Below are 21,040 nucleotides of genomic sequence, written 5' to 3'. Positions count from 1 at the left end.
GGGGGGGGGGGGGGGGGGGGGGGGGGGTGGCGGGGGGGGGGGGGGGGGCGGGGGCGGGGGGGGGGGCGGGGGGGGGGGGGCGGGGGGGGGGGGGGGGGGGGGGGGGGGGGGGCTGGGGGGGGGGGGGGGGGGGGGGGGGGGGGGGGCTGGGCCGAGCGGTTCTGGGGCCCCTCCCCTCCCCTCCCCCCGCCCCACCCCCACCCTCGCCGCCCCCCTACTCCTTCAGCTCGCCATCCCCGCCCAGCCCCAGGTACCGGCGCGTGAAGTCCAGCTCCAGGCGGACCTGCTTGATGCGCTCCTCGACGACCAGCGAGCCGTGCCCGGCGTCGTAGCGGTACACCTCGTGGGGGTGGCCGCGCTCCTTCAGGCGGTCGACGTAGTTCTCCACCTGGCGGATGGGGCAGCGTGGGTCGTTCACCCCGGCGGAGATGTAGACCGGCGCGCGCACCGCGTCCACGTAGGTCAGCGGCGAGGACGCCTCGAAGCGCTCCGGCACCTCTTCCGGCGTGCCGCCCAGCAGCGTGCGGTCCATCGCCTTCAGGGCTTCCATTTCGTCGTGGTACGCGGTGACGTAGTCCGCCACCGGGACCGCGGCCAGGCCCAGCGCCCACGCGTCCGGCTGGGTGCCGAGCCCGAGCAGCGTCAGGTAACCGCCCCACGAGCCGCCGGTCAGCACCAGCCGCTCCGGGTCGGCCAGCCCGGAGGAGACGGCCCACTCCCGCACCGCCGCGATGTCCTCCAGCTCGATCAGCCCGACGCGGTGCTTGAGCGCGTCCGTCCACTCCCGTCCGTAGCCCGTCGAGCCGCGGTAGTTGACCCGCACCACGGCGAAACCGTGGTCCACCCACGCCGCGGGCGCGGACGCGAAAGCATCGCTGTCGTGCCACGTCGGGCCGCCGTGGATGTCGAAGACGGTCGGGAACGGGCCATCGCCGGGCGGCTGCTGCACCAGCGCGTGCACCGTGCCGCCGGGGCCCTCCACCCACGCGTCCGTCACCGGCACCGAACCGGGCGCCTTCATGCCGGGCGGGTCGAGGACGACCCGCCCGTTCGTCGAGCGCACCTCCGGCGGCTGCGCGGCCGACGACCAGAGGAACTCCACCGCGCCGTCCGGCCGCGCCGTCGCCCCTGAGACCGTCCCCGCGGGCGTCTCGACGCGGGTGAGCTGCCGGGTCAGCGGCTCGTAGCGCCACAGCTCGGCGCGGGCCCGGAACTCGTGCTCCACCAGCAGGGCCGCACCGTCCGGATACCAGTCGGCGCCGACGTCGCCGGGCAGGTCGATGTCCAGGGCGCTCTCCTCGCCCGACAGCGGGTCCCAGATCATCGGCTCCCAGCGGCCGCGCCGCTGGTGCCCGACGAGCAGCCGGGAGTCCCCGTCCACCGGCGCGAAGCCCATGACCGACAGGCCCAGCTCCTCGGTGCCGCCCTTGGTGTCGTCCAGCTCCGCGACCGTCGAACCGTCCGGCCGCACGACGCGGATCGCCGAGTGCATCGCGTCACCGTGCTCGGTGTGCTCGATGGCGATCAGCGAGCCGTCGTGCGACAGGGCGCCCACGCCCGCCGACTCGCGGTGCCGGTAGATCTCCACGGGCGCCTGCCCCGGCCGTACGACGTGGACGGTGGAGCCGTCCTCGTCCGTGGAGCGGCCGATCACCGCCGTGCCGTCCCGGCCGAGGGCCAGGCCCGCCGGGTACGAGGGCGCCAGCCCCGGCGCGGCCGGCTCGTCCTCGCCGCCGCCGAACGGCTGCCGCTGCCAGACCCCGAACTCGTCCCCGTCGGTGTCGGCGAACCACCAGATCCACGCGCCGTCCGGCGTCAGGGTGCCGTCCGTCGTGCCGTTCGGCCGGTCCGTGACCTGCCGCTGCTCGCCGGTCGCCCGGTCCCATGCGTACAGCTCGAAGGTGCCCGTCGCGTTCGAGACGAACAGCGAACGGTCCGGGGCCTCCTCGGCCCACTCGGGCAGGCCGACCCGCGGCGCCCGGAAGCGCTTCTCCCAGTCCGGGGTGTCCGGGGAACCGGCCGCTCCCGGGGCTGCCGCCGCCCCGGATGCGTCAGTGTTGGCGGTGGTGGTCTCGTCAGTCATGGCCCCATTCTGCGCAGGGTCGGAAAAAATCCGCTGACGCGGCCCCCAGCCTGTGGATAACTTCGCCGGATGCTGACACACACGGGACCTGAGGACTGGCGTGCGGCCAACCGGGCCATGTGGGACGAGCGGGTTCCCATCCACCTCGCGAGCGACTACTACGACCAGGACGGATTCCGCCGGAGCCGCGACGTCATCCGCGATTTCGAGGTGGCGGAGGTCGGTGACGTCACCGGCAGGACGCTCCTGCACCTCCAGTGCCACATCGGCCAGGACACGCTGTCCTGGGCCCACCGCGGCGCCGCCCGCGTCGTCGGACTGGACTTCTCCGAGCCCGCGATCGAGGCCGCCCGTGCCACGGCGGCGGAACTCGGCATCGGCACCGACCGCGCCGCCTTCGTCGCGGCCGACGTCTACGACGCCGCCGAGGCCGTCGCCTCCGTCGCGGACATCGAGGCGTACGACATCGTCTACACCGGCATCGGCTCGCTCTGCTGGCTCCCGGACATCCGCCGCTGGGCCGGGACCGCGGCCTCCCTGGTCGCGCCCGGCGGGTTCCTCTACCTCGCCGAGTTCCACCCGATCACCGACGCCCTGGACGACGAGAGCGGCGCGCGCGTCGCGCACGACTACTTCAGCCGGGACGCCTGGATCGACGAGAGCCCCGGCACGTACACGGATTTCGAGGCACCCACGGTCAACAACCGCCGCGTCGAGTGGCAGCACACCCTCGGCGACGTGGTCTCCGCCCTGGCGGCGGCCGGGCTGCGCGTCGACTTCCTGCACGAGCACGACATGACGCTGTTCCAGCGCTTCGGCTCCCTGGAACGCGGGGACGACGGCTTCTACCGCCAGCCCGCCGGCCGTCCCCGCGTCCCGCTCATGTACTCGCTCAAGGCGTCGCGCCCGTAGGGTTCACCGGGCCCGCGTGCCCGTAAGGCTCACCGGGCCGTGCGGCTTCAGACGAACTTCTGCGTCCGGTGCCACAGCGCCTCGTCCGTGCCACGGAAGAACAGTTCCAGGCGGCCGTCCCGGTTGGTGCCGACCACCGGGTCGCCGCCGACGTTCCGCACGACCTCGAAGTGGCCGCTCCAGTCGATCCCGTTGATCTTCGATTGCTCGGCCGCGTACATGTGGCCGTTGGTGCTGTGGTGGAAGACCACCAGCCGCCCGTCGGCCGCGCGCGCCAGCGCGGGCGTGCCCTGGACGCCGCCGGCCAGGCTGGACGCCGAGGTCCAGGAGTCGTAGCCGGCCTTCTGCTGGATGTGCCACAGCTGGGTGTCGGTGCCGCGGAAGAACACCTGGATGCGCTGGTCGGAGTCGAGACCGGCCTCGACGCCGCCACCGATGTTGCGTACCAGCTCGAAGTGGCCGCTCCAGGAGTCGCTGGAGTCGGGGACCTTCTGCTGGTTGTCGTAGAGGTTGCCGTTGGTGCTGTGGTGGAAGACCTCCAGTTTGCCGTCGCCGGCCCGCGCGACGGCCGGGTTGCCCTGGACGCCGCCGGCCAGGCTGGACGGCGCCACCCAGTTCTCGTAGTCGACGTTCTGCTGGTACACGTGCCACAGCTGGGTGTCGGTGCCGCGGAAGAAGACGTCGAGGCGCCCGTCGGCGTTGAGGGCGGGGACCGGGTCGCCGCCGATGTTGCGCACGATGATGTCGTCGGGGCTGAAGCCGACGTTGATGGCGCCCTGGCGTACGTGGTGCAGGTGCCCGTCCGAGCCCTTGTAGAAGACCGAGATGCGGCCGTCCCGGCCGCGGATGGCGTTGGGCTCGCTGCCCAGCGAACCGCCCAGGTTCTCCCACTCGCTCCAACCGCCGTCGCGCTTCTGCCAGATGGACCACAGGGCCTGTTCGTTCTTGCCGCGGGCGAACACCTGGAGGCGGCCGTCGGCGTTGGGGGCCACGGAGGGGTTTCCGACGATCTGCCCGTGCAGGGAGCTGACGTCGTCCCAGGCCAGACCGGGGGTGGTGGGGATGTCGACCATGAACGCTCTCCTTCGTACGTACGAGTGGAGCAGGTCGGCGCACACGCTAGCCAACGGGAACCGCGGTCAGGAAGCCGCCGGGGACGCGGCCCGGCGATTGACCGGAATCACCGCCCATACCCGGCCAAGAGCGGCATCGGCGAGCCATTGGCCGAACCGCCGCCCGGTACGGTGCGGCCTTTAGTCCAGCCCGCGAGCGAGCCTGAAGCGGGCCAGCGCCTCGGACAGGTCGACGACCGGGGCCGGGTAGGCCGCGGCCGCACGCGCGGCGGCGGGCGGCAGCTTCCACGGCTGGTGCACCGCGCCGCCCTCCAGGCCGGGCACGTCCGCCAGCTCCGGCACCCAGCGCCGTACGTACGCGCCGTCGGGGTCAAAACGCTTCGCCTGGGACAGCGGGTTGAGGACCCGGTTGGGGCGGGTGTCGGTGCCGGTGCCCGCCGCCCACTGCCAGTTGAGCTGGTTGTTGGCCAGGTCGCCGTCCACCAGGAGGGACAGGAAGTGCGCCGCGCCGAGCCGCCAGTCCAGGTACAGCGTCTTGGTCAGGAAGCCGGCGGTCAGCAGCCGCGCGCGGTTGTGCATCCAGCCCTCGTGGGCGAGTTGCCGCATGGCCGCGTCCACGATCGGGTAGCCGGTGCGGCCGGTACGCCACGCCTCGGCCTCCTGCGGGTCGCGGCGCCAGAGGTCGTGCCGCGTCCGGTAGTCGGCGTGCGCCGCCTGGGGGCGGGCCGCGAGGACCTGGTGGTGGAAATCCCGCCACGCCAGCTGCCGTACGAAGGCGTCGCCGCCGTCGCCGCCGGCCTTACGGGAGCGGTGGACCAGTTCGGTCGCGGAGAGCGTGCCGAAGTGCAGGTGCGGGGAGAGCCGGGACGTCGCGTCCCCCGCGAGGTCGTCCTGCCGGAGCGCGTAGCGGCCGAGCGGCCCTCTCAGCCAGGCCGCCATCCGGCGGCGCCCCTCCGCTTCGCCGCCCGCCGCGAGCCCCGGGGACACCCCGGTGACGTCCTCGCGCCGCGGTACGGGACCGGAGCCGGCCGCCTCGGGCACCCGCACGCGGCGGGGCGGCCGCAGCACGTCGCGGTGGCGTTCGGCCTGCCAGCGGCGGAAGTACGGCGTGAAGACCGCGAAGTGGTCCTTGCCGGCCGGGGTGACCTCGCCCGGTGCGAGGGCGGTGACCACCGCGTCGTGCACGTGCAGCCGCCGCCCGTCGGCCTCCAGGGCCCGCCGCAGCCGCTCCTCCCGGCGCTGCGCGTAGCCGCTGACCCCGCCCGCGACATGCACGTCGTGCGCGTCCGCCTCGGCGGCCGCCGAGGCGGTCTGCTCGACGACGTCTCCCGTACGGACCACGAGCCGGCCCCCGCGGGCGCGCAGCGCGTCGTCCAGATCCGCGAGGCAGTCGGCCAGGAAGGCGCGGCGGTTGGGCACGTCGAAGCCCGCGGCACGTACTCCGTCGTCGAGGACGAACAGCGGCACGACGCCGCCCGCGGCCCGCGCGGCGGCGTGCAGGACGGGGTTGTCGTGGACCCGCAGGTCGGAGGTGAACAGGGCGATCGAGGCAGTGCTCACGCGGGTCGCTCCGTGCTTCGTGGGGAGGGGGGAGGGGCGTACGGGTTCCTGGCGGGGCGTACGGATGCCCGGAGGGGCGTACGGATGCCTAGAGGGGCGTACGGGAGTGGCGCGGGCGCTTCGCGGGCCAGAGGAGGCCCGCGACCGACAGGGCGCCCCACCCCACGGACACGGCCACCGCGGCGCGCCGCTTCCGCTCCGGCAGCGTGCCGCCCAGCAGCGCCGCGTCGCCGAGGTCCGCCGCGATCCGGACGCAGGCGGCGGTCCGCAGCGCCGGTCCCGGCGGCGCCAGCGCGAGGGCCAGCCCGCTCGCCGCGTCGCGCCAGGCCAGCGGGCGCAGCGCGGTACGGGTGGCCGGGGCCACGCGCCCGTCCTCGCCGGCTAGCCCGGAGGGCTTGGCCAGCAGGCCGGGCCAGGCGGTGACCGCCAGGCCGTAGGCCGCAGTCGACGCGCCCACCATGCGCAGCAGACCCACCTGCATCATCCGCCTCCTTCGCTCCACTGCCCGGCCGGTGCGCCCGGCAGCACGTCGCGTCGCCGGGCCGCCGGGCCCGCCACCGGTCCTGCCGGTACCCACTGTTCCCCCTCCGCCACCCGGGGCCGGGGCAACGCGCCCGGCGGTACACGGCACGGGCGTACGGAGGGAACGGGGGCGTCAGACGTCCAGCTCGAATTCGACCTTCCGCAGGCTGTCCCGGGCGGCTTCCAGGTCGCCGGTGGCCCGGTCCAGGACCAGATAGACGAAGATGCCCTGGCGGCTGCGCCGGGTGAGAGGGCGGATCAGGTGGAGCTCGTCGTCCAGCGTGATCAGGATGTCCTCGATCCGCTCCTGGCGGTAACCGAGCGTCTCCAGCGTGAACAGCTTGGCGCGCACCACGTCCGTGTCCCCGCGCGCCGCCGCTTCGAGGTCGGGGCCGGCCGGGCTGCCGACCGCGCCGAGGGTGAGACGGCTGAAGTAGTCCACGACCGAGGCGCCGAGGACGCCTTCCTGGCGTACCAGCTCCCGCAGCGTCTCCTCGATGCCTGCCATGGCCACCTGCCCCGGGCGCCTGGCCCCGCTCGCACGCCGAATAGACCGCCGACCAGACTTCCCGGCACACCAGGGGCACGGCGCGGCGGGCCCCACGCGCCCATCTTGGCACGTCCCGCGTTTGCGTGACGCCGCATCAGGAGGGGCACACGAGGCCGAAGGGGCTCCGGGCGGTGTACCGGGCGGGCGGTGTCAGGCGGCCGCCGCGGCGATGATCTCGTCGGCGGCGCGTTGCCCGCTCGCCACGCAGTCGGCCACGCCCACCCCGTCGTACGCCGCGCCGCACAGCCGCAGCTGCGGCAGCCGGGACAGCCCGTTGCGCACCCGCGTCACGCGCGCCGGGTGGCCGACGGCGTAGTGCGGCAGCCCGCCGATCCACCGGGTCACGTCCGTCGCCACCGGCCGCGCGGTCAGCCCGGTCGCCTCCCCGAGGTCGCGCAGCGCGGCGGCCACCAGGTCCGCGTCGTCGAGGTAGAGCACCTCCTCCTCGCCGTACCGGCCGATGGACGTGCGCAGCACGAACAGGTCCTTGGCCCGCTCCGAGAGCCAGTCCCACTTACGGGTCAAGAACGTGGACGCCTTGATGGTGTGCCCGTCCCCCGGCGGCACCAGGAAGCCGCACCGGTCGTCGAACGCCGTCAGCCCCTCCAGGTGCGAGCGCCGGAACGCCATCGTCACCAGCGCCATCGGCGCGTACGCGACCTCGGACAGCTCGGCCGCCGCGAGCGGCGCCTCGGCGGCGAGCAGGGTGGCCGCCGTCCAGGCCGGGGTCGCCAGGACCAGGCCGTCGCACAGCAGCGTCCGGGCGGCGGTGCGCACCTCCCAGCCGTACGCGGCCCGGTTCAGCGCGAGTGCCGGGGTGTTGCGCAGGATCGCGCCGCCGGCAGCGCGCACGGCGTCGGCCACGGCGCCCGCCAGCGTGCCCGCGCCGCCCTCCAGCCCCAGGTAGTCGGGGCCGCCGCGGGCCAGGTCCGGAATCGTGCGGGCGGTCCCGGCGCTGCCGGTGCCCCGCTTGGAGGGGCCCGCGCCCGGCCCGGTGCGGGCGAACTCCGGGCGCGGCCGCGGTACGAACGGGCCGGATCCTGGCTGGTCGGCGAGCCGCCGCTGTTCCGCGAGCCGCCGCTCCTCGGCGAGCCGCCGCTCGGCTCCGTACCGCTGTTCGGCGACGCGCCGCTGCTGTTCGGCGCTGCGCCGCCGGACCGGCCGCACGCCGGTGAGCATCGCGCCGTCGTTCCGCGCGGCTTCGAAGAGCTGCGGCACGGCGGCCCGCAGGGAGACCTCGTACGTGTCGGGCGTCCGCGACCTGCCGAGGACGTCACGGCCGCGGCAGCTCGGGATGGGCCGCAGCGCGCCCCGCGTCCACAGCGCGGCCGCCGTCGCGGCCGGGACCCGCAGCCGGTCGCCGAGACCGACCTCCCGCGCCAGGTCGACCGCCTCGGGACGGGGCACCCGCAGCGCCTCGGCGCCCAGGTCCACCGGCGTTCCGGCGATCTCGCCGGAGCGCAGCTTGCCGCCCAGCCGGCCGGTGGACTCCAGCAGCGTCACGCGCAGGCCCGCGCCGGTGAGCCGGTGGGCGGCGGCGAGGCCCGCGATGCCGCCGCCGATGACGACGACGTGCCGGGCGAGCGCGGGCGGGGCGGTGGTGGTGGACGGTACGGCGGATGCGGTCGACGGCACGCTCATGAGTCCGCTCCTTCGAAAGCGGTGGCCGGTGGTGTCGGTGTGGCGTCCGTGGCCCTGCGGGACACCGTGGCCGCCGGGCCCGCCGCGTCATGGCCGGCGGACGGGCGCAGGATGTCGGAGAGCGGGTCGTGCCGGATGCTGCCGGGCGGCAGCCCCGCCGCGGTCAGCCGGGCCACGGTCGTCTCGACCACCGCGGTCGGCCCGCTGACGTACGCCAGGTGCCCGGACCAGTCGCCGCGCCGCGTCACGGCGTCGGCCAGTGCCTCGGCCAGCGCGTCGAAGCCGTACCCGGCCGGCCCGGAACCGCTCTCGTTCTCCCGCCGCCCGATGACGGGCAGCACCCGCAGCCAGGGCCGCCGCCGTTCCAGCTCGGACGGCGTACCGGCGTCGTACAGGTCGGCGAAGCTGTGGGCGCCGAGGAACAGCCGCACACTGCGGTGGCCGCGTCGTGCGGACAACTCCTCCAGCAGTGCCTTCACGGGCGCCCACCCGGTGTCGGCCGCCACCAGGACCAGGTCGCTCGCCAACTCGTCGTCCAGCGTCATGGACCCGCGCGCCGGCCCGATGCGCAGGGTGTCGCCGACCCGTGTGTGCGCCACCAGGGCCTCGCTCACCCCGCCGGTGCACGTCTGCCGTACGTGGAACTCCAGTTCGCCGTCGGCCCGGGGCGCGCAGGCGATCGAGTACTGCCGCCACGCCTGTGGCAGCAGCGGCGACTCCACCGCGGCGAACTGCCCGGCCCGGTACGGGTACGGCTCGTGCGCCCGTACCCGCAGTACGGCCAGCCCCGGGCGGCGCATCTCGTGCGCGGTCACCGTGGCCTGCCAGTACGGCGGCTCGGCGAGGGCGGCCTCGGCGCCGCTGACCATGGCCGCGACGGCGAACCGCAGCATCCGCACCCACGCCTGCTCGACGGACTCGGCCCAGCGCGGACCCGCCGTGCGGCGCAGTGCCTCGCACAGCGCCAGCTCGAACGCCTCGAAGTGCACCGGGCGCACGCCCAGCTTGCGGTGGTCGCGGCCGAGCCGCCCGAAGGCCTCGGCGATGTCGTCGGGACGGTGCAGGTTCTCGATCAAGTACCAGAAGGCGCGCGCGAGATGGGCGCGCTGGAACTCCATCGACTCGGGGAACAGGGACCGCAGGTAGGGCCACCGCCGGAACATCGCCTCGTAGAGGTGCGTGATCAGCTCGCCGAACGGCGTCACGAGTTCGAGGTACTCGGTGATCACCCGCTGGTCGGCGGCGCCGTCGTAGGCTCCGGCCGCGGCGTCCGCCGGGTGCGGGCCCGCGCTGCCGGACCAGCCGAGGGCCCGGGGTCCCGTGGCCGGGCCGCCGTAGGCCGGGCGCTCCTGGACGGCGTCCTCGCGCTCGGGGCGCGGCGAAAGGATTCTCCTGCGCAGGCGCATGGCCTCGTGCCGGGCGAGCAGGGCGTGGTAATCGTCGTTGACGGTACTCATGAACGTACGACCGGATCCATGGGGACGGCACCGGCGGCGGCCCGAAGGACCGCACGGGCCGGGCGGAACGGGGAGGCGGGGGAGGCCGGGAGGACCGGGACGGCGCACAGCGGTCTGACGGTGCGGGCATACGACGCGAGGCGTGGCATGAGCGGACCTCCAAAAGGGGATGGGGCGCGTCAGTATGGCACCGGGCAAAGGTGCCCAACCGGCCCTACTCCCCCGGGACTTTCGGCCCTCGCCCGACACGGCCTAACGGGTGTGTGATTCCCTGCGCACCCCTTGTGCGCGGCTCCCCCCGGCTCCCTCCGGGAGGTGCCCCAAAGCGCGCGGACATACTGGGTGTTACGGCGGGCGGCCGGGCCCGGTGGCCCTGTGCCCGGCGGCCCGCCGGACCGCCTCGCCGGGACCCGGTACCCGGCACACCCGGCCGACAGATCGAGAAGCGCATGCATCAGTACACCGGACCCGCCGGCCCGTCCCCGGAGCCGCTGCGCGTCTTCATCCTCGACGACCACGAGGTGGTCCGCAGGGGGGTACGCGACCTCCTCGACGCCGAGGACGGCATCGAGGTCGTGGGCGAGGCGTCCAGCGGCCCCGAGGCGCTGGTCCGGGTGCCCGCCGTCCGGCCCCATGTGGCGGTGCTCGACGTACGGCTGGGGGAGCGGGGCGAGCCGTCGGGCGGCGACCACGAGGGCATCGTGGTCTGCCGCGAACTGCGCGCCCGCATGCCGGAACTGGCCTGCCTGATGCTGACGTCCTTCGACGACGACGAGGCCCTGTTCGACGCCATCATGGCGGGCGCGGCCGGCTACGTACTCAAGCAGATCAACGGGACCGACCTGGTCAACGCCGTACGGACGGTGGCGGCGGGCAAGTCGATGCTGGACCCGCGCACGGCGTCGCGGGTGATGGCGCGGCTGCGCGCCCCGCAGCAGCCCGAGGCGGCCCCGGAATCCGAGCTGGACCGGCTCGCGCCCAGGGAGCGCGAGATCCTGGAGCTGATCGGCGAGGGCCTGACCAACCGGGAGATCGCCGACCGGCTGTTCCTCGCGGAGAAGACGGTGAAGAACCGTATCTCCACCATTCTGTCCAAGCTGGGCGTGGGCCGTCGGGTACAGGCCGCGGTGATCGCCGGACGGATCCGGGGACAGCAGGAGAAGCAGGAGAGGAACGAGCAGCGCGGCGGGCGGTAGCCGACCGGCCCCACCGCCCCCCGAGTCGGTCCCCGCCGACCCGGGCCCCTCGGCCGCTTATCGGGCCTTTACGGCCCTACTTCGCCACCGCCCCCGCGGCCGATCCTGGTGCCGCCGGGAAGAGCCGGTCTCTCCCCCGTGCTGAAGGCTCTTCCCGGCCAGTCGGAGTCATGCGCCAGAGGTGAAGGACACAGCCCGGTGGACGGATCGGATACCAGTACGCAGACAGACCCCGGAGCGCAGGGAAGTCCCGGCGCCCAGGGCGGGACCGGCACCAAGCCGGACCCCCGTCCGGATCCGGCCGGGCACCAGAGCGCGGCCGGGGGGAGCGGGCCCGTCCCCGATCCGCCCCCCGCGGCCCTCGGCCCCCGCCCGGTCCGCCGCCGCATCCCCGTCGAATGGCTGACCACCACCGACCACAAGAAGATCGGCACCCTCTACCTCGTCACCGCCTTCGTGTTCTTCCTGGTCGGCGGCCTCATGGCGCTCCTGATGCGCGCCGAACTCGCCCGTCCCGGCACGCAGATCATGTCGAACGAGCAGTTCAACCAGGCCTTCACGATGCACGGCTCGGTCATGCTGCTGCTGTTCGCGATGCCGCTGTTCACCGGCTTCGCCAACTGGCTGATGCCGCTCCAGATCGGCGCCCCCGACGTGGCGTTCCCGCGTCTGAACATGCTCGCCTACTGGATGTTCCTGTTCGGTTCGCTGATCGCCGCGGCCGGCTTCCTCACCCCGCAGGGCGCCGCCGACTTCGGCTGGTTCGCGTACGCGCCGCTGTCGGACGCGGTGCACTCGCCGGGCGTCGGCGCCGACATGTGGATCATGGGCGTGGCGCTCTCCGGCTTCGGCTCCATCCTGGGCGCCGTCAACTTCATCACGACCATCATCTGCATGCGCGCCCCCGGCATGACGATGTTCCGGATGCCGATCTTCACCTGGAACGTGCTGCTGACCGCGCTGCTGATCCTGATGGTCTTCCCCGTGCTGGCGGCGGCGCTCTTCGCCCTGGAAATGGACCGCAAATTCGGCTCGCACGTCTTCGACCCGGCCAATGGCGGCGCGCTGCTCTGGCAGCACCTGTTCTGGTTCTTCGGCCACCCCGAGGTCTACGTCCTCGCCCTGCCGTTCTTCGGCATCGTCTCCGAAGTCATCCCGGTGTTCTCCCGGAAACCGATGTTCGGCTACATCGGCCTCATCGCCGCGACCATTTCCATCGCCGGCCTGTCCGTCACGGTCTGGGCCCACCACATGTACGTGACCGGCGGCGTACTCCTGCCCTTCTTCGCCTTCATGACCTTCCTGATCGCCGTGCCGACCGGAGTGAAGTTCTTCAACTGGATCGGCACCATGTGGAAGGGTTCACTCTCCTTCGAAGCGCCGATGCTCTGGGCGACCGGCTTCCTCGTCACCTTCGTCTTCGGCGGCCTGACCGGCGTGATCCTGGCTTCCCCGCCCATGGACTTCCACGTCTCCGACACCTACTTCGTCGTCGCGCACTTCCACTACACGCTCTTCGGCACCGTCGTGTACGCGATGTTCGCCGGATTCCACTTCTGGTGGCCCAAGTTCACCGGGAAGATGCTCGACGAACGGCTCGGCAAAATCACCTTCTGGACCCTCACCGTCGGCTTCAACCTCACCTTCCTCGTACAGCACTGGCTCGGCGCGGCCGGCATGCCCAGGCGGTACGCGGACTATCTCGCCGCCGACGGATTCACCACCCTCAACACCCTCTCCTCCATCGGCTCCTTCCTGCTCGGTTTGTCCTTCCTGCCCTTCTTCTACAACGTCTGGAAGACCGCCAAATACGGCAAGAAGGTCACCGTCGACGACCCCTGGGGCTACAGCCGCTCCCTGGAATGGGCCACCTCCTGCCCGCCGCCCCGCCACAACTTCACCGCGCTGCCGCGCATTCGCAGCGAATCCCCGGCCTTCGACCTGCACCACCCCGAAGTCGCCGCCCTCGAATCGTCCCGCACCTGAACCCCTTCCCCTCCCCGCCCCACGGCTGCGGGCGCCCGCCGACGCGCCCGCAGCCGTGGACCCCGACGGCACACCCCTCACCCCCGAGGGAGGAACCCACGATGTCCCACACCACCCTCGCCCTGGGCGCCACCGCGCTCTTCGCCGCCGGCTGCGTCTGGTACCTCCCGGCGGCCGCGGCCCTGCGCGCGGGCGCCGACCGCCCGTACTCCCACCGCATCGCGGCCGCTTCCTGCCTGGCCTTCTGGGGTACGCCCGCGTTCCTCGCCGTGCTCCTGCTGACCCCGGCGCCCTGGGCGGCCCTCGGCGCCGTAGCGGCGGCGGGCGTCCTCACGGCCGCCGCCCTCCTGGCCGTGGCCCGGCTGCAACGCACCCGCGAACAGCACGAGGAGACCGAACGCTGGTCCACGCTCCGCCGCACCCTCCCCACCCTCGACGAACCGCGGCCCGCCCCGGCCCGCCCGCAACTGACCTTCCTGCTCTACCTCTTACCCGGCAACATCGTGGCCTCCGTACTCGCCGCCACCGTGCTGCTGACCGCCGACTCCCTGACCCGCCAGAGCGCGATCACCGCGACCATGACCGCCGTCGGCATCTCCGCCGCGTCCCTGGCCCTCGCCGGCACCCGCGCCCAGGCGACGCGCCGGCACTGACCGACGGCCGCCCGTACGGCGGGACCATCGCGCCGGCCAGACCGCCGCCCCGCGCGAAGACCGCCCCTCATGAGGCCCACCCGGCGCACGTACGGGGCATCGCCGGCCTGCGCGCCATGCGGGACGCGGGCGCGCACACCGCCGCCACGCCTAGTCGATCTCCACCCGGCCGCCGCCCTGCTCCGGCACGCGCCCGTCGGCGGAAGCCCCCTCCGGCGCCCCCAGGTTGCGCCGTACGGAATCCAGGATCGTCAGCCCCTGCCCGACCAGCCCGGCCGCTATCTCGCCCAGCCCGTCCGCGCCGTTGAGCACGTTCACGTTGGCGCCGGAGAGGCCGGCCGCGGCCTCCTTGACGATCTGCGGGAGCTGGTCGATCAGCATCCGGTCCAGCGCCACCCGGTCGTACGACGCCGCGGCCTCCGCCTGGATCTTCATCCGCTCGGCCTCGGCCATGGCGAGCACCCGGATGCGCTCCGCGTCCGCCTCGGCGGGCTTGACGACCTCGGCCACCAGCTGCTGCTGCCGCAGCTGCGCCGCCCGCTCGGCCAGCTCGGTCTGCGCGTCCAGCACCTCCTGCTGCGCGTGGGCCTCCGCCAGCGGTCCGGCCTGCGCGGCCTGGGCCTGCGCGCGGTCCACCTCGGCCGAGTACTGGGCCTGTACGACGGCGGTCTGCCGCGCGTACTCGGCCTGCTTGCGCGCGGCTTCCTGCTCCGCCTCCGCCGCTGCCTGGGTCGCCTGCGCCTGCGCGATCTGGGCCTGGCGCTGGATGGCGGCCTTGTGCGGGGCCGACATGGCGTCGATGTAGCCGGTGTCCCCGTCGTCGATCGACTGGATCTGCAACGAGTCCACGTGCAGCCCGATCTTCGCCATCTCCGACTTCGAGGTGTCCAGCACCTCGGTGGCCAGCTTCTGCCGCTCGGTGACGATCTCCTCGACCGTCATCGAGCCGATGATGGACCGCAGGTGACCGGCGAAGATCCGGCCGGTCAGCACCGACATCTGGTCCTGGTCGGAGAGGAACCGCTGCCCCGCGTTGACGATGCTCTCGGTGTCGTTGCCGACCTTGAAAGCGATCACGGCACGTACCGTCAGCGCGATGCCCTGCCGGGTCACACAGGTCTCGACGACCTCCGACTCGCACATCGCCAGCGTCAGGAAACGGGTCTTGCGGAAGACCGGCAGCACGAACTTGCCGTGACCGGTCACCACACGGAACGGCGCACCCCCGAGACCACGCCTGCCACCCGAGATCAGCATCGCCTCGTCGGGCGCGGGAACGCGGTAACCGAACATCCTTCGTCGTCTCCTCAACCGGCGTCGCCGGCGTCACCGGCCAACGCGTCCAATGGATCGGCCCACTCGATGACGTCGACCTGCCGGCCACCCCGCGAGGTGACGACCAGCACGTGCGTCCCGCGCGGCAGGGGTTCGGCGGACCAGGCGAGAAACGTCTCCGTCCCGCCCCTGACCCGTACCAGGACCTCACCGGGCCCGGCCTCACCACGGGTCCCGAGAACCAGCTCCCCGGCACAACCGATCACAGCGTCGTCCGGCACCATCGGCGGCCGCCCCCTCGTCGCTCTGGCCTGCGCCCCGACCTTAGCGCCCGACCCCACGCGCGCCCATTGGCGGCACCTCACCCGCCACGCCCTCACCACAGCCCTACGCAACGCACGACCCGCACGGGACGGTCGGTCACGCACACGCGGACAGCGCTGGGGACGCTTCTGGTTCATCGTGCGGCGACCGAGTGATGGGGTGATCGCCCCGGCAGTCTCGGCAACGCCCTGGCTCCGGCGCGCGGAAGGCCCGCTCACATCCGTCGCAGGTCTGGAACGGCAGCGCGGAGGGCCGGTCCGTGTGACGCACCGGCGCGGGCGGGGCGGGCAGGGGCGTCTCGCGGAGGCGAAAGGCGACGATGCTCGCCGGACGGGCACGGAAACGGCCGGGGAGCCCTGCGGTGAGCCGCTCGATGATCTGTGCCGCTTCGACACCGGCCGCGAGCCACTGGGCGACGGCCGGCGCCAATCGCGCCGCCTCTTCCTCGGACAGGACCAGGCGGGGGTCGACCCGGCGCAGCGCGCCGAGCACGGCATTGGGGGGCCGGCGGACCGCCGGCGTTTCGCGAACGGGGCCCCGGCGGCCCCGGAAGGCAGCCGGAGACCGGGGCCTTGCCAGCCCGGGCCCGGTGCCGCCTTGGCGGATGCCCTGGCCTTGCGCTGTGGCTCGGCGCCTCGTCACCCCGTAGGCAAGGCGGTCCGGGTGGAGGTGCCGGCCACATGACTGCTGCTGCTTGGGTATTACTCAGAATCGAGGGCTTGCATGTACTCCTTGATCAGCCCTCCCGGCAACCTGCCCCGTTCATTGACAGCGCGTCCCCGGCGCTTCGCCCAGGCGCGCACCAGAGAGGCGTTGACGCTGACGGAAGGCTCCTGTTGACGTGGCACTGACGTGTGCTCGGGTGGCTTAGGGCCCGGTTGCGGCGGGGGCGTGGGAGACCCTTCTCCGCCATGCCCTCTGGCGGGGCCTTCCGTGTCGGTCGACTCAATGGCGGTAGCCAGTGCACGTAGACGAGTGGCGATCAGCGAAGGGGGTGCCGTGACGACATGGTCACTGCCCTGTCGTGCCACCCCGGCGATGAAAGGCGCTCCCAAAAAGGTCAGAGCTTCCTCGATCTCGTTTCTGTCCAGAGGGGTTTCGAGCTTCCCTTTGGTCTCCCGCCAGATGTCTCTGACGCCCAGTGCGCCGGTGGTGTACTTGATGTCAACTGGGTCATTCCCACTCTTCCACAGAGTGTGCAGCACCAGGCTCAGGGCTTCCTGCCGACGCTCCGCCGCCCGCCAGTTGAGCGCCAGAGCGTCTGCCTCTCCTGCCGTTACCATTGCGGCGATCTCGTGCGGTGCCAGAGGCGTACGATCGTGGCGAATGACGGCTCTTGCGAGATCATGCGCAGTGAGCAGAGCCACCCCTTCTTTTTCTGCTTCCTGTACCACCCGGCCTTCGAATTGTGGGCCGACTAGCACCGTTCTCTGCGCCTTGTGGCGTTCACGGTGTTCGCCCAGCCTCCAGAACTTGACGTCCTGGTCGGTCACCAGGCCGGCACCGTCCGTTTTGGCTTCCACAGCGACGCGCTGTCGATCAGTGGGCGACTGCCACAGATCGATGATCACGTCTGTTCTCTTCGGTCCGCTGTGCTTCTCGACGACGACACCGAGTGCACGGAAGGCAGCTGCTACAGCACGCTCGAAACGTTGGTAGTCTGCGCTGTCGGTGGCGGCTTGTACGACTTCGGTAGCCAGCAGACCGACGCTGTGCGCACCAGCATCGGGTGGGGGCCGCGTACCTGCTGCAGGATCTGCTTGGGGGATAACTTCATCGGTGTTTACGAAGCTTTGGGGGTTCGCTTGCTCCAGCAAGGGCAACGTGCGTACCAAAGCGGCCCCCAACTCCGTCCTCCGGATGGTGAGCCCGATCCGTTCGGCCAGTCCGGTCTCCAGGAACAGAGCGAGACGGCGGGTGATGTCTTCTCGAGTGAGCTGCGCGTTAGGGTACCGCTCTGCGAGAACTCGGAGGAGTGTGGCTGAGTGTGCCTCGCCTTCCAGGGCGTCGAGAGTCTCTCCTAGCAAAGCGGTATTGAGGTGCAGCAGACGAACGAAGTCCAAGGCTTCAGTGGAAGCCAGGCAACTCGTGGCGAGTTCAGTCGCCGCGAAGGTGTCGGAGCCCACTTGGGTCAGGAGCCCGAGGGAACGCAAGGTTCCCAGGGTTTGCTCGGCGGAGGATACCAAAACGGCGAATTCCTCGGTGCAGAAGGCTGTGAAGTCGCTTCGCGAGATCTCAGGAACCGCCGCATTCAGGAGGCGGGCCAGTACTTCCACCCGTAGCCCCCCCGCGATGTAGCCCAGGGGCCGCTTTCGTGAACACAGCGCGGCTTGATCGGCGTTAGCCAGTGCGTCTGCCAACAGGGCAGGTGGCAGGGGCAGCTCAACCATTTGGGCGGACACGTGGCGCCTGTGCGGAAGATGATGTGGTGTGACCAGTTCCAGACGCTGCAGGAACTGCAGCCCGCTTTCCGTAGGTACGATCTTGCCGTTGGTCCAGTAGTCGACGAGTCTGGCTGCGCGCAGCCAGTACACACGTCGACGGACTTGGTCGAGCGAACTCCACTTGAGGCCGTACTCCGTCGCCGCGAGCTCGTTCAGCTCATTGTGGGTGAGTCCTCCTCCTAGCCCGTCAAGCAGCTCGCCGACGAATCTGACATTCGCGTGGAAGACAGCGATGAGGTAGTGGTCGTCTCCGGAACCGAGAAAGTATCGGGCTTCATCGGTGAGGTGCAGGCGTGTCGGGCGCCCCTCTCGTGTCACTAGCCCGCAGGCGCCGAGCCCATGGGCCGCCTTCCGCAAGGGAACGGGGCTGTCAGCGTTGGGCCAGGTGAATGGACGGTCGATGGTTCCGTCCGTCGCAATACCCGCCAGGAGGGCGCGAAGGTTGCTCATTATTTCGGGCGGGCTGCCAGGAACGTGAGGTGAGGCACCGGATCGTGTCAGCCATGGGAGCGGTGCCGGAAAGCCTTTAGAGGATGGCTGCTGTGGTGACCTCAAGGATTCTCCTCGCGGTTGACAAGCTCTCGAGCCCAATGAACTCTTGCATTATTACTGCAAAGGCCGGTGGATGCGCGTTAGGTGACGGCCTGTGGCGTTTCTAGTCCTCCGACCGGTTGAGCCCGAACGTCCACTGCTGGTGAGGTGCGTGCGCTGTGGCAGGCTGCGCCCGAGTGTGAAATGACCCCTGCCCGTAGTCGGCGGATACGGACTAGTGGCACGATGGCAGTCAGTGTGCATTTCCAGAGTCGTCTTGATCGGTCCACGAGACCCGGATGTCTGGCAGGCTCTCGGTGACGGCCTGAGCGTAGTCAGCGAGAAAATGAGTTAAACGGTCGTGCTGGATCGATAGCCGGTCGTACTCTTCGATCTCCGCCGGTGTCCAAGGTGCCTCGGTGTCTTCCAACTCCGACAGACGTAGTGCTGCCTTGGTGGCAATGACGACTGCCCGGGACGCATCAAGTAGGCGGTCCGCGGTTTTTCTGGAGGCGCGGACGAGAAGGGCATCGAGTTCTCTGCCAGGGCTTGGAAGCGCCGGAATGCCGAACTCTAGCCAGTAATCTCCCCAGAGACGTCGGCGCCGTGCCTCCGGCTCGGCATCGTCCACCACCTCCATAGCACCTGTTTCGCTCTGCCGCAAGGACAGGCCGGAACGGGCTGCCAGGTCAATGGTCATTTTTGCGAGATCGTCGTCGTTGCCGGGTACCGTGGCCAGCTGGGGAGCGCTCAGAGAAGCGCCCAGCTCTATCAGTTTTCGTGTCTGCTCATCCACGTCGGGCAGAACCATCAGGTCGTCATTTGCCATTAGCGTGTGAGGTGCTGCCGCGCCCAGGCGTGCGTACGGCATGGGTGTCCCGTGGACCGCGGACGTCCACGCCGTCACAGCGGCGTCCACCCACCAGCAGACGTATTCATGCGCAGCGTCATGGTGCGCCTTCGCGCTCCGGATGGCCAGCCTCAGACGGGCGGCGAGGAGCGCGGACTCCGCGTCGTACGGCGGTCTCCGGCCTTCGGTGTGCTGTCGGAATCGGATTTCGTTGAGCTCGTTCAGTTCTTCCATGCGTTGCTGCTCGGCTTGTGACTCCTCAAGGAGGGCGACCGAGCAGCGTGCCAGGGCGGACAAGGCTTCGTCGATCTCAGGCGCGGTCATGGTCTCGGCTGGGGCGGACCTGGGAAGGGGGGATGCGGGGTGGCCACTCACGACAGGCTCCTGGAGAGTGGGGAGGCGGAGGAGGTGGGGCTTGTGGAGGCCCCGTCAGTTACGGATATCAGCGGACGGTAGTCCTAGAAGCGACACGGCGTACCTGAAACAGTGCAAGAAGACGTGTGACCTCACGACCGGTGTGTCGGGGCCTCTTGCCCGGCCTGCCCGAGCAGTGGAGGCGGCGCTGTTACCAGCCCACGCACCTCGGGTACCCGGTGCGGGCGTTGCACAGGCCTTTCCAGGCACAGGTGATCGCACGCCGGCAGCAGCGGTTGAGGACCTTGGGCTCTGGCCCAGGGCCCGACTTCTGGCTAGGCGCGCGCCGAAGTGTCCACGGGCACAGCCCCCAACGTCCTCAACTACCCCGACCGCGTGGTCGAGGTCACGAGTGCGGGGGAAGAAGGCGCCACAGGAGGTGCGGCTCCAGTGCCGCCGTGATCGAAGCGGTCTTTCGGACGCCGCGTTGCCCAGTGAACCAGTCCGGCACGTCTGTGATGGACGCCATATACGGTGCGGACCAGGGCGATGGGCGGTAGTCACTCAGTTAGTCACGTACATAGCCAGAGGGCCGGTACTGGATCCAGTACCGGCCCTCTGGCCTGCTACTTCTCAGTCGGGGTGGCGGGATTTGAACCCACGACCTCTTCGTCCCGAACGAAGCGCGCTGCCAAGCTGCGCCACACCCCGAAGCAACGAGCTCTACTTTAGCGGACCGATCCCCATAGGTGAAATCCGGTTCTCGGGGCGACGGGGGTGGGGCCTGAACTGGTCGATCGTGACGAGGATCAGGGCGAGGGCGTAGAAGGCCGAGCCGAAGACGAGGGTGTTCAGGGCGATGCCCGCGTAGCCGTGGATCTCGACGTCGAGGAAGGGGTACGGGTAGCGGCCCTCGGCGCCGGGGGTGATGAGGGCGCCGCGGATCAGGGCGAAGGGGAGGTAGAGGAAGGGGTAGGCCAGCCACTGGCCGGCGAAGCGCCAGCGGTAGCCGCGGGCGGGGGTGAGCAGGAGCCAGTCCAGGGCGGCGCCGATGGGGGCGACGGTGTGCAGCAGGTGGGTCGAGACGGTGCGGAGGGTCTCGTTCTCGGGCGTGCCGGTCATCGAGAAACCGCTGGAGTCGTTGGTGAGGACGAAGTGGTAGACGAGGCCGGTGATGGTTATGTAAAGGAGGACCGCGCCGGTGATCCGCGGGGATATCGGGGGGCGGGCGGACCAGGCGCGGTGCGCGGACCAGGCGAAGCAGACCGCCACGGCGATGTTCGACTGCACCGTGAAGTAGCTGAAGAGGCGGCTCAGGTCCGGCGTGATCGCGACGTCCAGGACGATGCCGGTCAGCGCGGCCAGCGCGATCAGCAGCCGGAAGGCGGCGGCCAGTGGGCGGCGGACCGGGGGCACGACCGCGGACGCCGGGGTCTGCGCGGAGGCGAAGGCCGCTCCGCGGGCGTAGCGGGAGGAGGCGTGTGAGGTCTCCTGCGACGGCCGGGAGCGGGGGACGCGGGCGCTGGTGGGGTCGATCATCCCCCCACGCTAGACGGGAGTGGGGTGGGATGGGGGCGGTGTGTGGAAGGTGTGTGCGAATCCGCAGGAGGGAGAAAAGGACCCGTGGGC

At 71.4% G+C, this 21,040-nt stretch carries 16 protein-coding genes and 1 tRNA gene; 4 read left to right on the top strand and 13 right to left on the bottom strand.

Annotated elements, in window-relative coordinates; translation table 11 throughout:
- Window positions 1-214 precede the first annotated feature (214 nt).
- Window positions 215-2,083 carry a prolyl oligopeptidase family serine peptidase gene (locus ACH4K4_RS04610; protein ID WP_398164787.1) on the bottom strand — a complete coding sequence of 623 codons (1,869 nt, stop codon included), beginning with the start codon at window positions 2,081-2,083 and terminating at the stop codon, window positions 215-217.
- A gap of 69 nt (window positions 2,084-2,152) precedes the next feature.
- Here ACH4K4_RS04610 and ACH4K4_RS04605 point away from each other — a divergent pair, with 69 nt between their 5' ends.
- Entirely contained in the window at window positions 2,153-2,995 is an 843-nt protein-coding gene (locus tag ACH4K4_RS04605; RefSeq protein ID WP_398164786.1) for a class I SAM-dependent methyltransferase, read from the top strand.
- 47 nt (window positions 2,996-3,042) lie between these two features.
- On the opposite strand, the gene ACH4K4_RS04600 is transcribed toward ACH4K4_RS04605, so the two are convergent.
- The 6 genes from ACH4K4_RS04600 to ACH4K4_RS04575 form a co-directional block, all read right to left on the bottom strand.
- Window positions 3,043-4,068 (bottom strand): hypothetical protein, encoded by a 1,026-nt coding sequence (locus ACH4K4_RS04600; RefSeq protein WP_398164784.1) that lies wholly within the window; start codon window positions 4,066-4,068, stop codon window positions 3,043-3,045.
- A 180-nt stretch (window positions 4,069-4,248) separates the two neighbouring features.
- Complete coding sequence (locus tag ACH4K4_RS04595; RefSeq protein ID WP_398164783.1) at window positions 4,249-5,628, bottom strand: cryptochrome/photolyase family protein; 1,380 nt, start codon at window positions 5,626-5,628, stop codon at window positions 4,249-4,251.
- Window positions 5,629-5,716: 88 nt separating this feature from the next.
- Window positions 5,717-6,109 (bottom strand): hypothetical protein, encoded by a 393-nt coding sequence (locus tag ACH4K4_RS04590; protein WP_398165402.1) that lies wholly within the window; start codon window positions 6,107-6,109, stop codon window positions 5,717-5,719.
- Window positions 6,110-6,283: 174 nt separating this feature from the next.
- Window positions 6,284-6,658 (bottom strand): hypothetical protein, encoded by a 375-nt coding sequence (locus ACH4K4_RS04585; RefSeq protein WP_398164782.1) that lies wholly within the window; start codon window positions 6,656-6,658, stop codon window positions 6,284-6,286.
- A gap of 192 nt (window positions 6,659-6,850) precedes the next feature.
- A complete protein-coding gene (locus ACH4K4_RS04580) occupies window positions 6,851-8,341 on the bottom strand; it encodes a protoporphyrinogen/coproporphyrinogen oxidase (protein ID WP_398164780.1) in 1,491 nt (496 codons plus the stop codon).
- Entirely contained in the window at window positions 8,338-9,798 is a 1,461-nt protein-coding gene (locus ACH4K4_RS04575) for a globin domain-containing protein (RefSeq protein WP_398164779.1), read from the bottom strand. The genes ACH4K4_RS04580 and ACH4K4_RS04575 overlap by 4 nt, the downstream gene beginning before the upstream one ends.
- A gap of 449 nt (window positions 9,799-10,247) precedes the next feature.
- Here ACH4K4_RS04575 and ACH4K4_RS04570 point away from each other — a divergent pair, with 449 nt between their 5' ends.
- The 3 genes from ACH4K4_RS04570 to ACH4K4_RS04560 all read left to right on the top strand — a co-directional run bounded on the left by ACH4K4_RS04570 (window position 10,248) and on the right by ACH4K4_RS04560 (window position 13,633).
- Window positions 10,248-10,994 (top strand): response regulator, encoded by a 747-nt coding sequence (locus ACH4K4_RS04570; RefSeq protein ID WP_398164777.1) that lies wholly within the window; start codon window positions 10,248-10,250, stop codon window positions 10,992-10,994.
- Window positions 10,995-11,192: 198 nt separating this feature from the next.
- On the top strand, window positions 11,193-12,980 hold the full coding sequence (gene ctaD, locus ACH4K4_RS04565) for a cytochrome c oxidase subunit I (RefSeq protein ID WP_398164776.1): 1,788 nt from the start codon (window positions 11,193-11,195) through the stop codon (window positions 12,978-12,980).
- Between the two features lie 101 nt (window positions 12,981-13,081).
- Window positions 13,082-13,633, top strand: a complete 552-nt coding sequence (locus ACH4K4_RS04560) for a hypothetical protein (RefSeq protein ID WP_398164774.1) — start codon at window positions 13,082-13,084, stop codon at window positions 13,631-13,633.
- A gap of 150 nt (window positions 13,634-13,783) precedes the next feature.
- Here the strand turns inward: ACH4K4_RS04560 and ACH4K4_RS04555 are convergent, their stop codons facing one another.
- The 6 genes from ACH4K4_RS04555 to ACH4K4_RS04530 form a co-directional block, all read right to left on the bottom strand.
- Window positions 13,784-14,926, bottom strand: coding sequence for an SPFH domain-containing protein (locus tag ACH4K4_RS04555; protein WP_398164772.1), 1,143 nt, complete (start codon window positions 14,924-14,926; stop codon window positions 13,784-13,786).
- Window positions 14,927-14,940: 14 nt separating this feature from the next.
- Window positions 14,941-15,192 carry a hypothetical protein gene (locus ACH4K4_RS04550; protein ID WP_398164771.1) on the bottom strand — a complete coding sequence of 84 codons (252 nt, stop codon included), beginning with the start codon at window positions 15,190-15,192 and terminating at the stop codon, window positions 14,941-14,943.
- A gap of 741 nt (window positions 15,193-15,933) precedes the next feature.
- Complete coding sequence (locus ACH4K4_RS04545) at window positions 15,934-17,994, bottom strand: restriction endonuclease (RefSeq protein ID WP_398164770.1); 2,061 nt, start codon at window positions 17,992-17,994, stop codon at window positions 15,934-15,936.
- Between the two features lie 466 nt (window positions 17,995-18,460).
- Window positions 18,461-19,381, bottom strand: coding sequence for a hypothetical protein (locus ACH4K4_RS04540; protein ID WP_398164768.1), 921 nt, complete (start codon window positions 19,379-19,381; stop codon window positions 18,461-18,463).
- A gap of 667 nt (window positions 19,382-20,048) precedes the next feature.
- Window positions 20,049-20,122, bottom strand: a tRNA-Pro gene (locus ACH4K4_RS04535).
- Window positions 20,123-20,134: 12 nt separating this feature from the next.
- On the bottom strand, window positions 20,135-20,950 hold the full coding sequence (locus tag ACH4K4_RS04530; protein ID WP_398164766.1) for a Pr6Pr family membrane protein: 816 nt from the start codon (window positions 20,948-20,950) through the stop codon (window positions 20,135-20,137).
- Between the last annotated feature and the right edge of the window lie 90 nt (window positions 20,951-21,040).

Origin of the sequence: Streptomyces sp. NPDC017529, from assembly GCF_044329785.1 — a bacterium.
In the GTDB taxonomy this organism is placed as follows: domain Bacteria; phylum Actinomycetota; class Actinomycetes; order Streptomycetales; family Streptomycetaceae; genus Streptomyces.
This window is presented reverse-complemented; position numbering and strand designations above follow the sequence as displayed.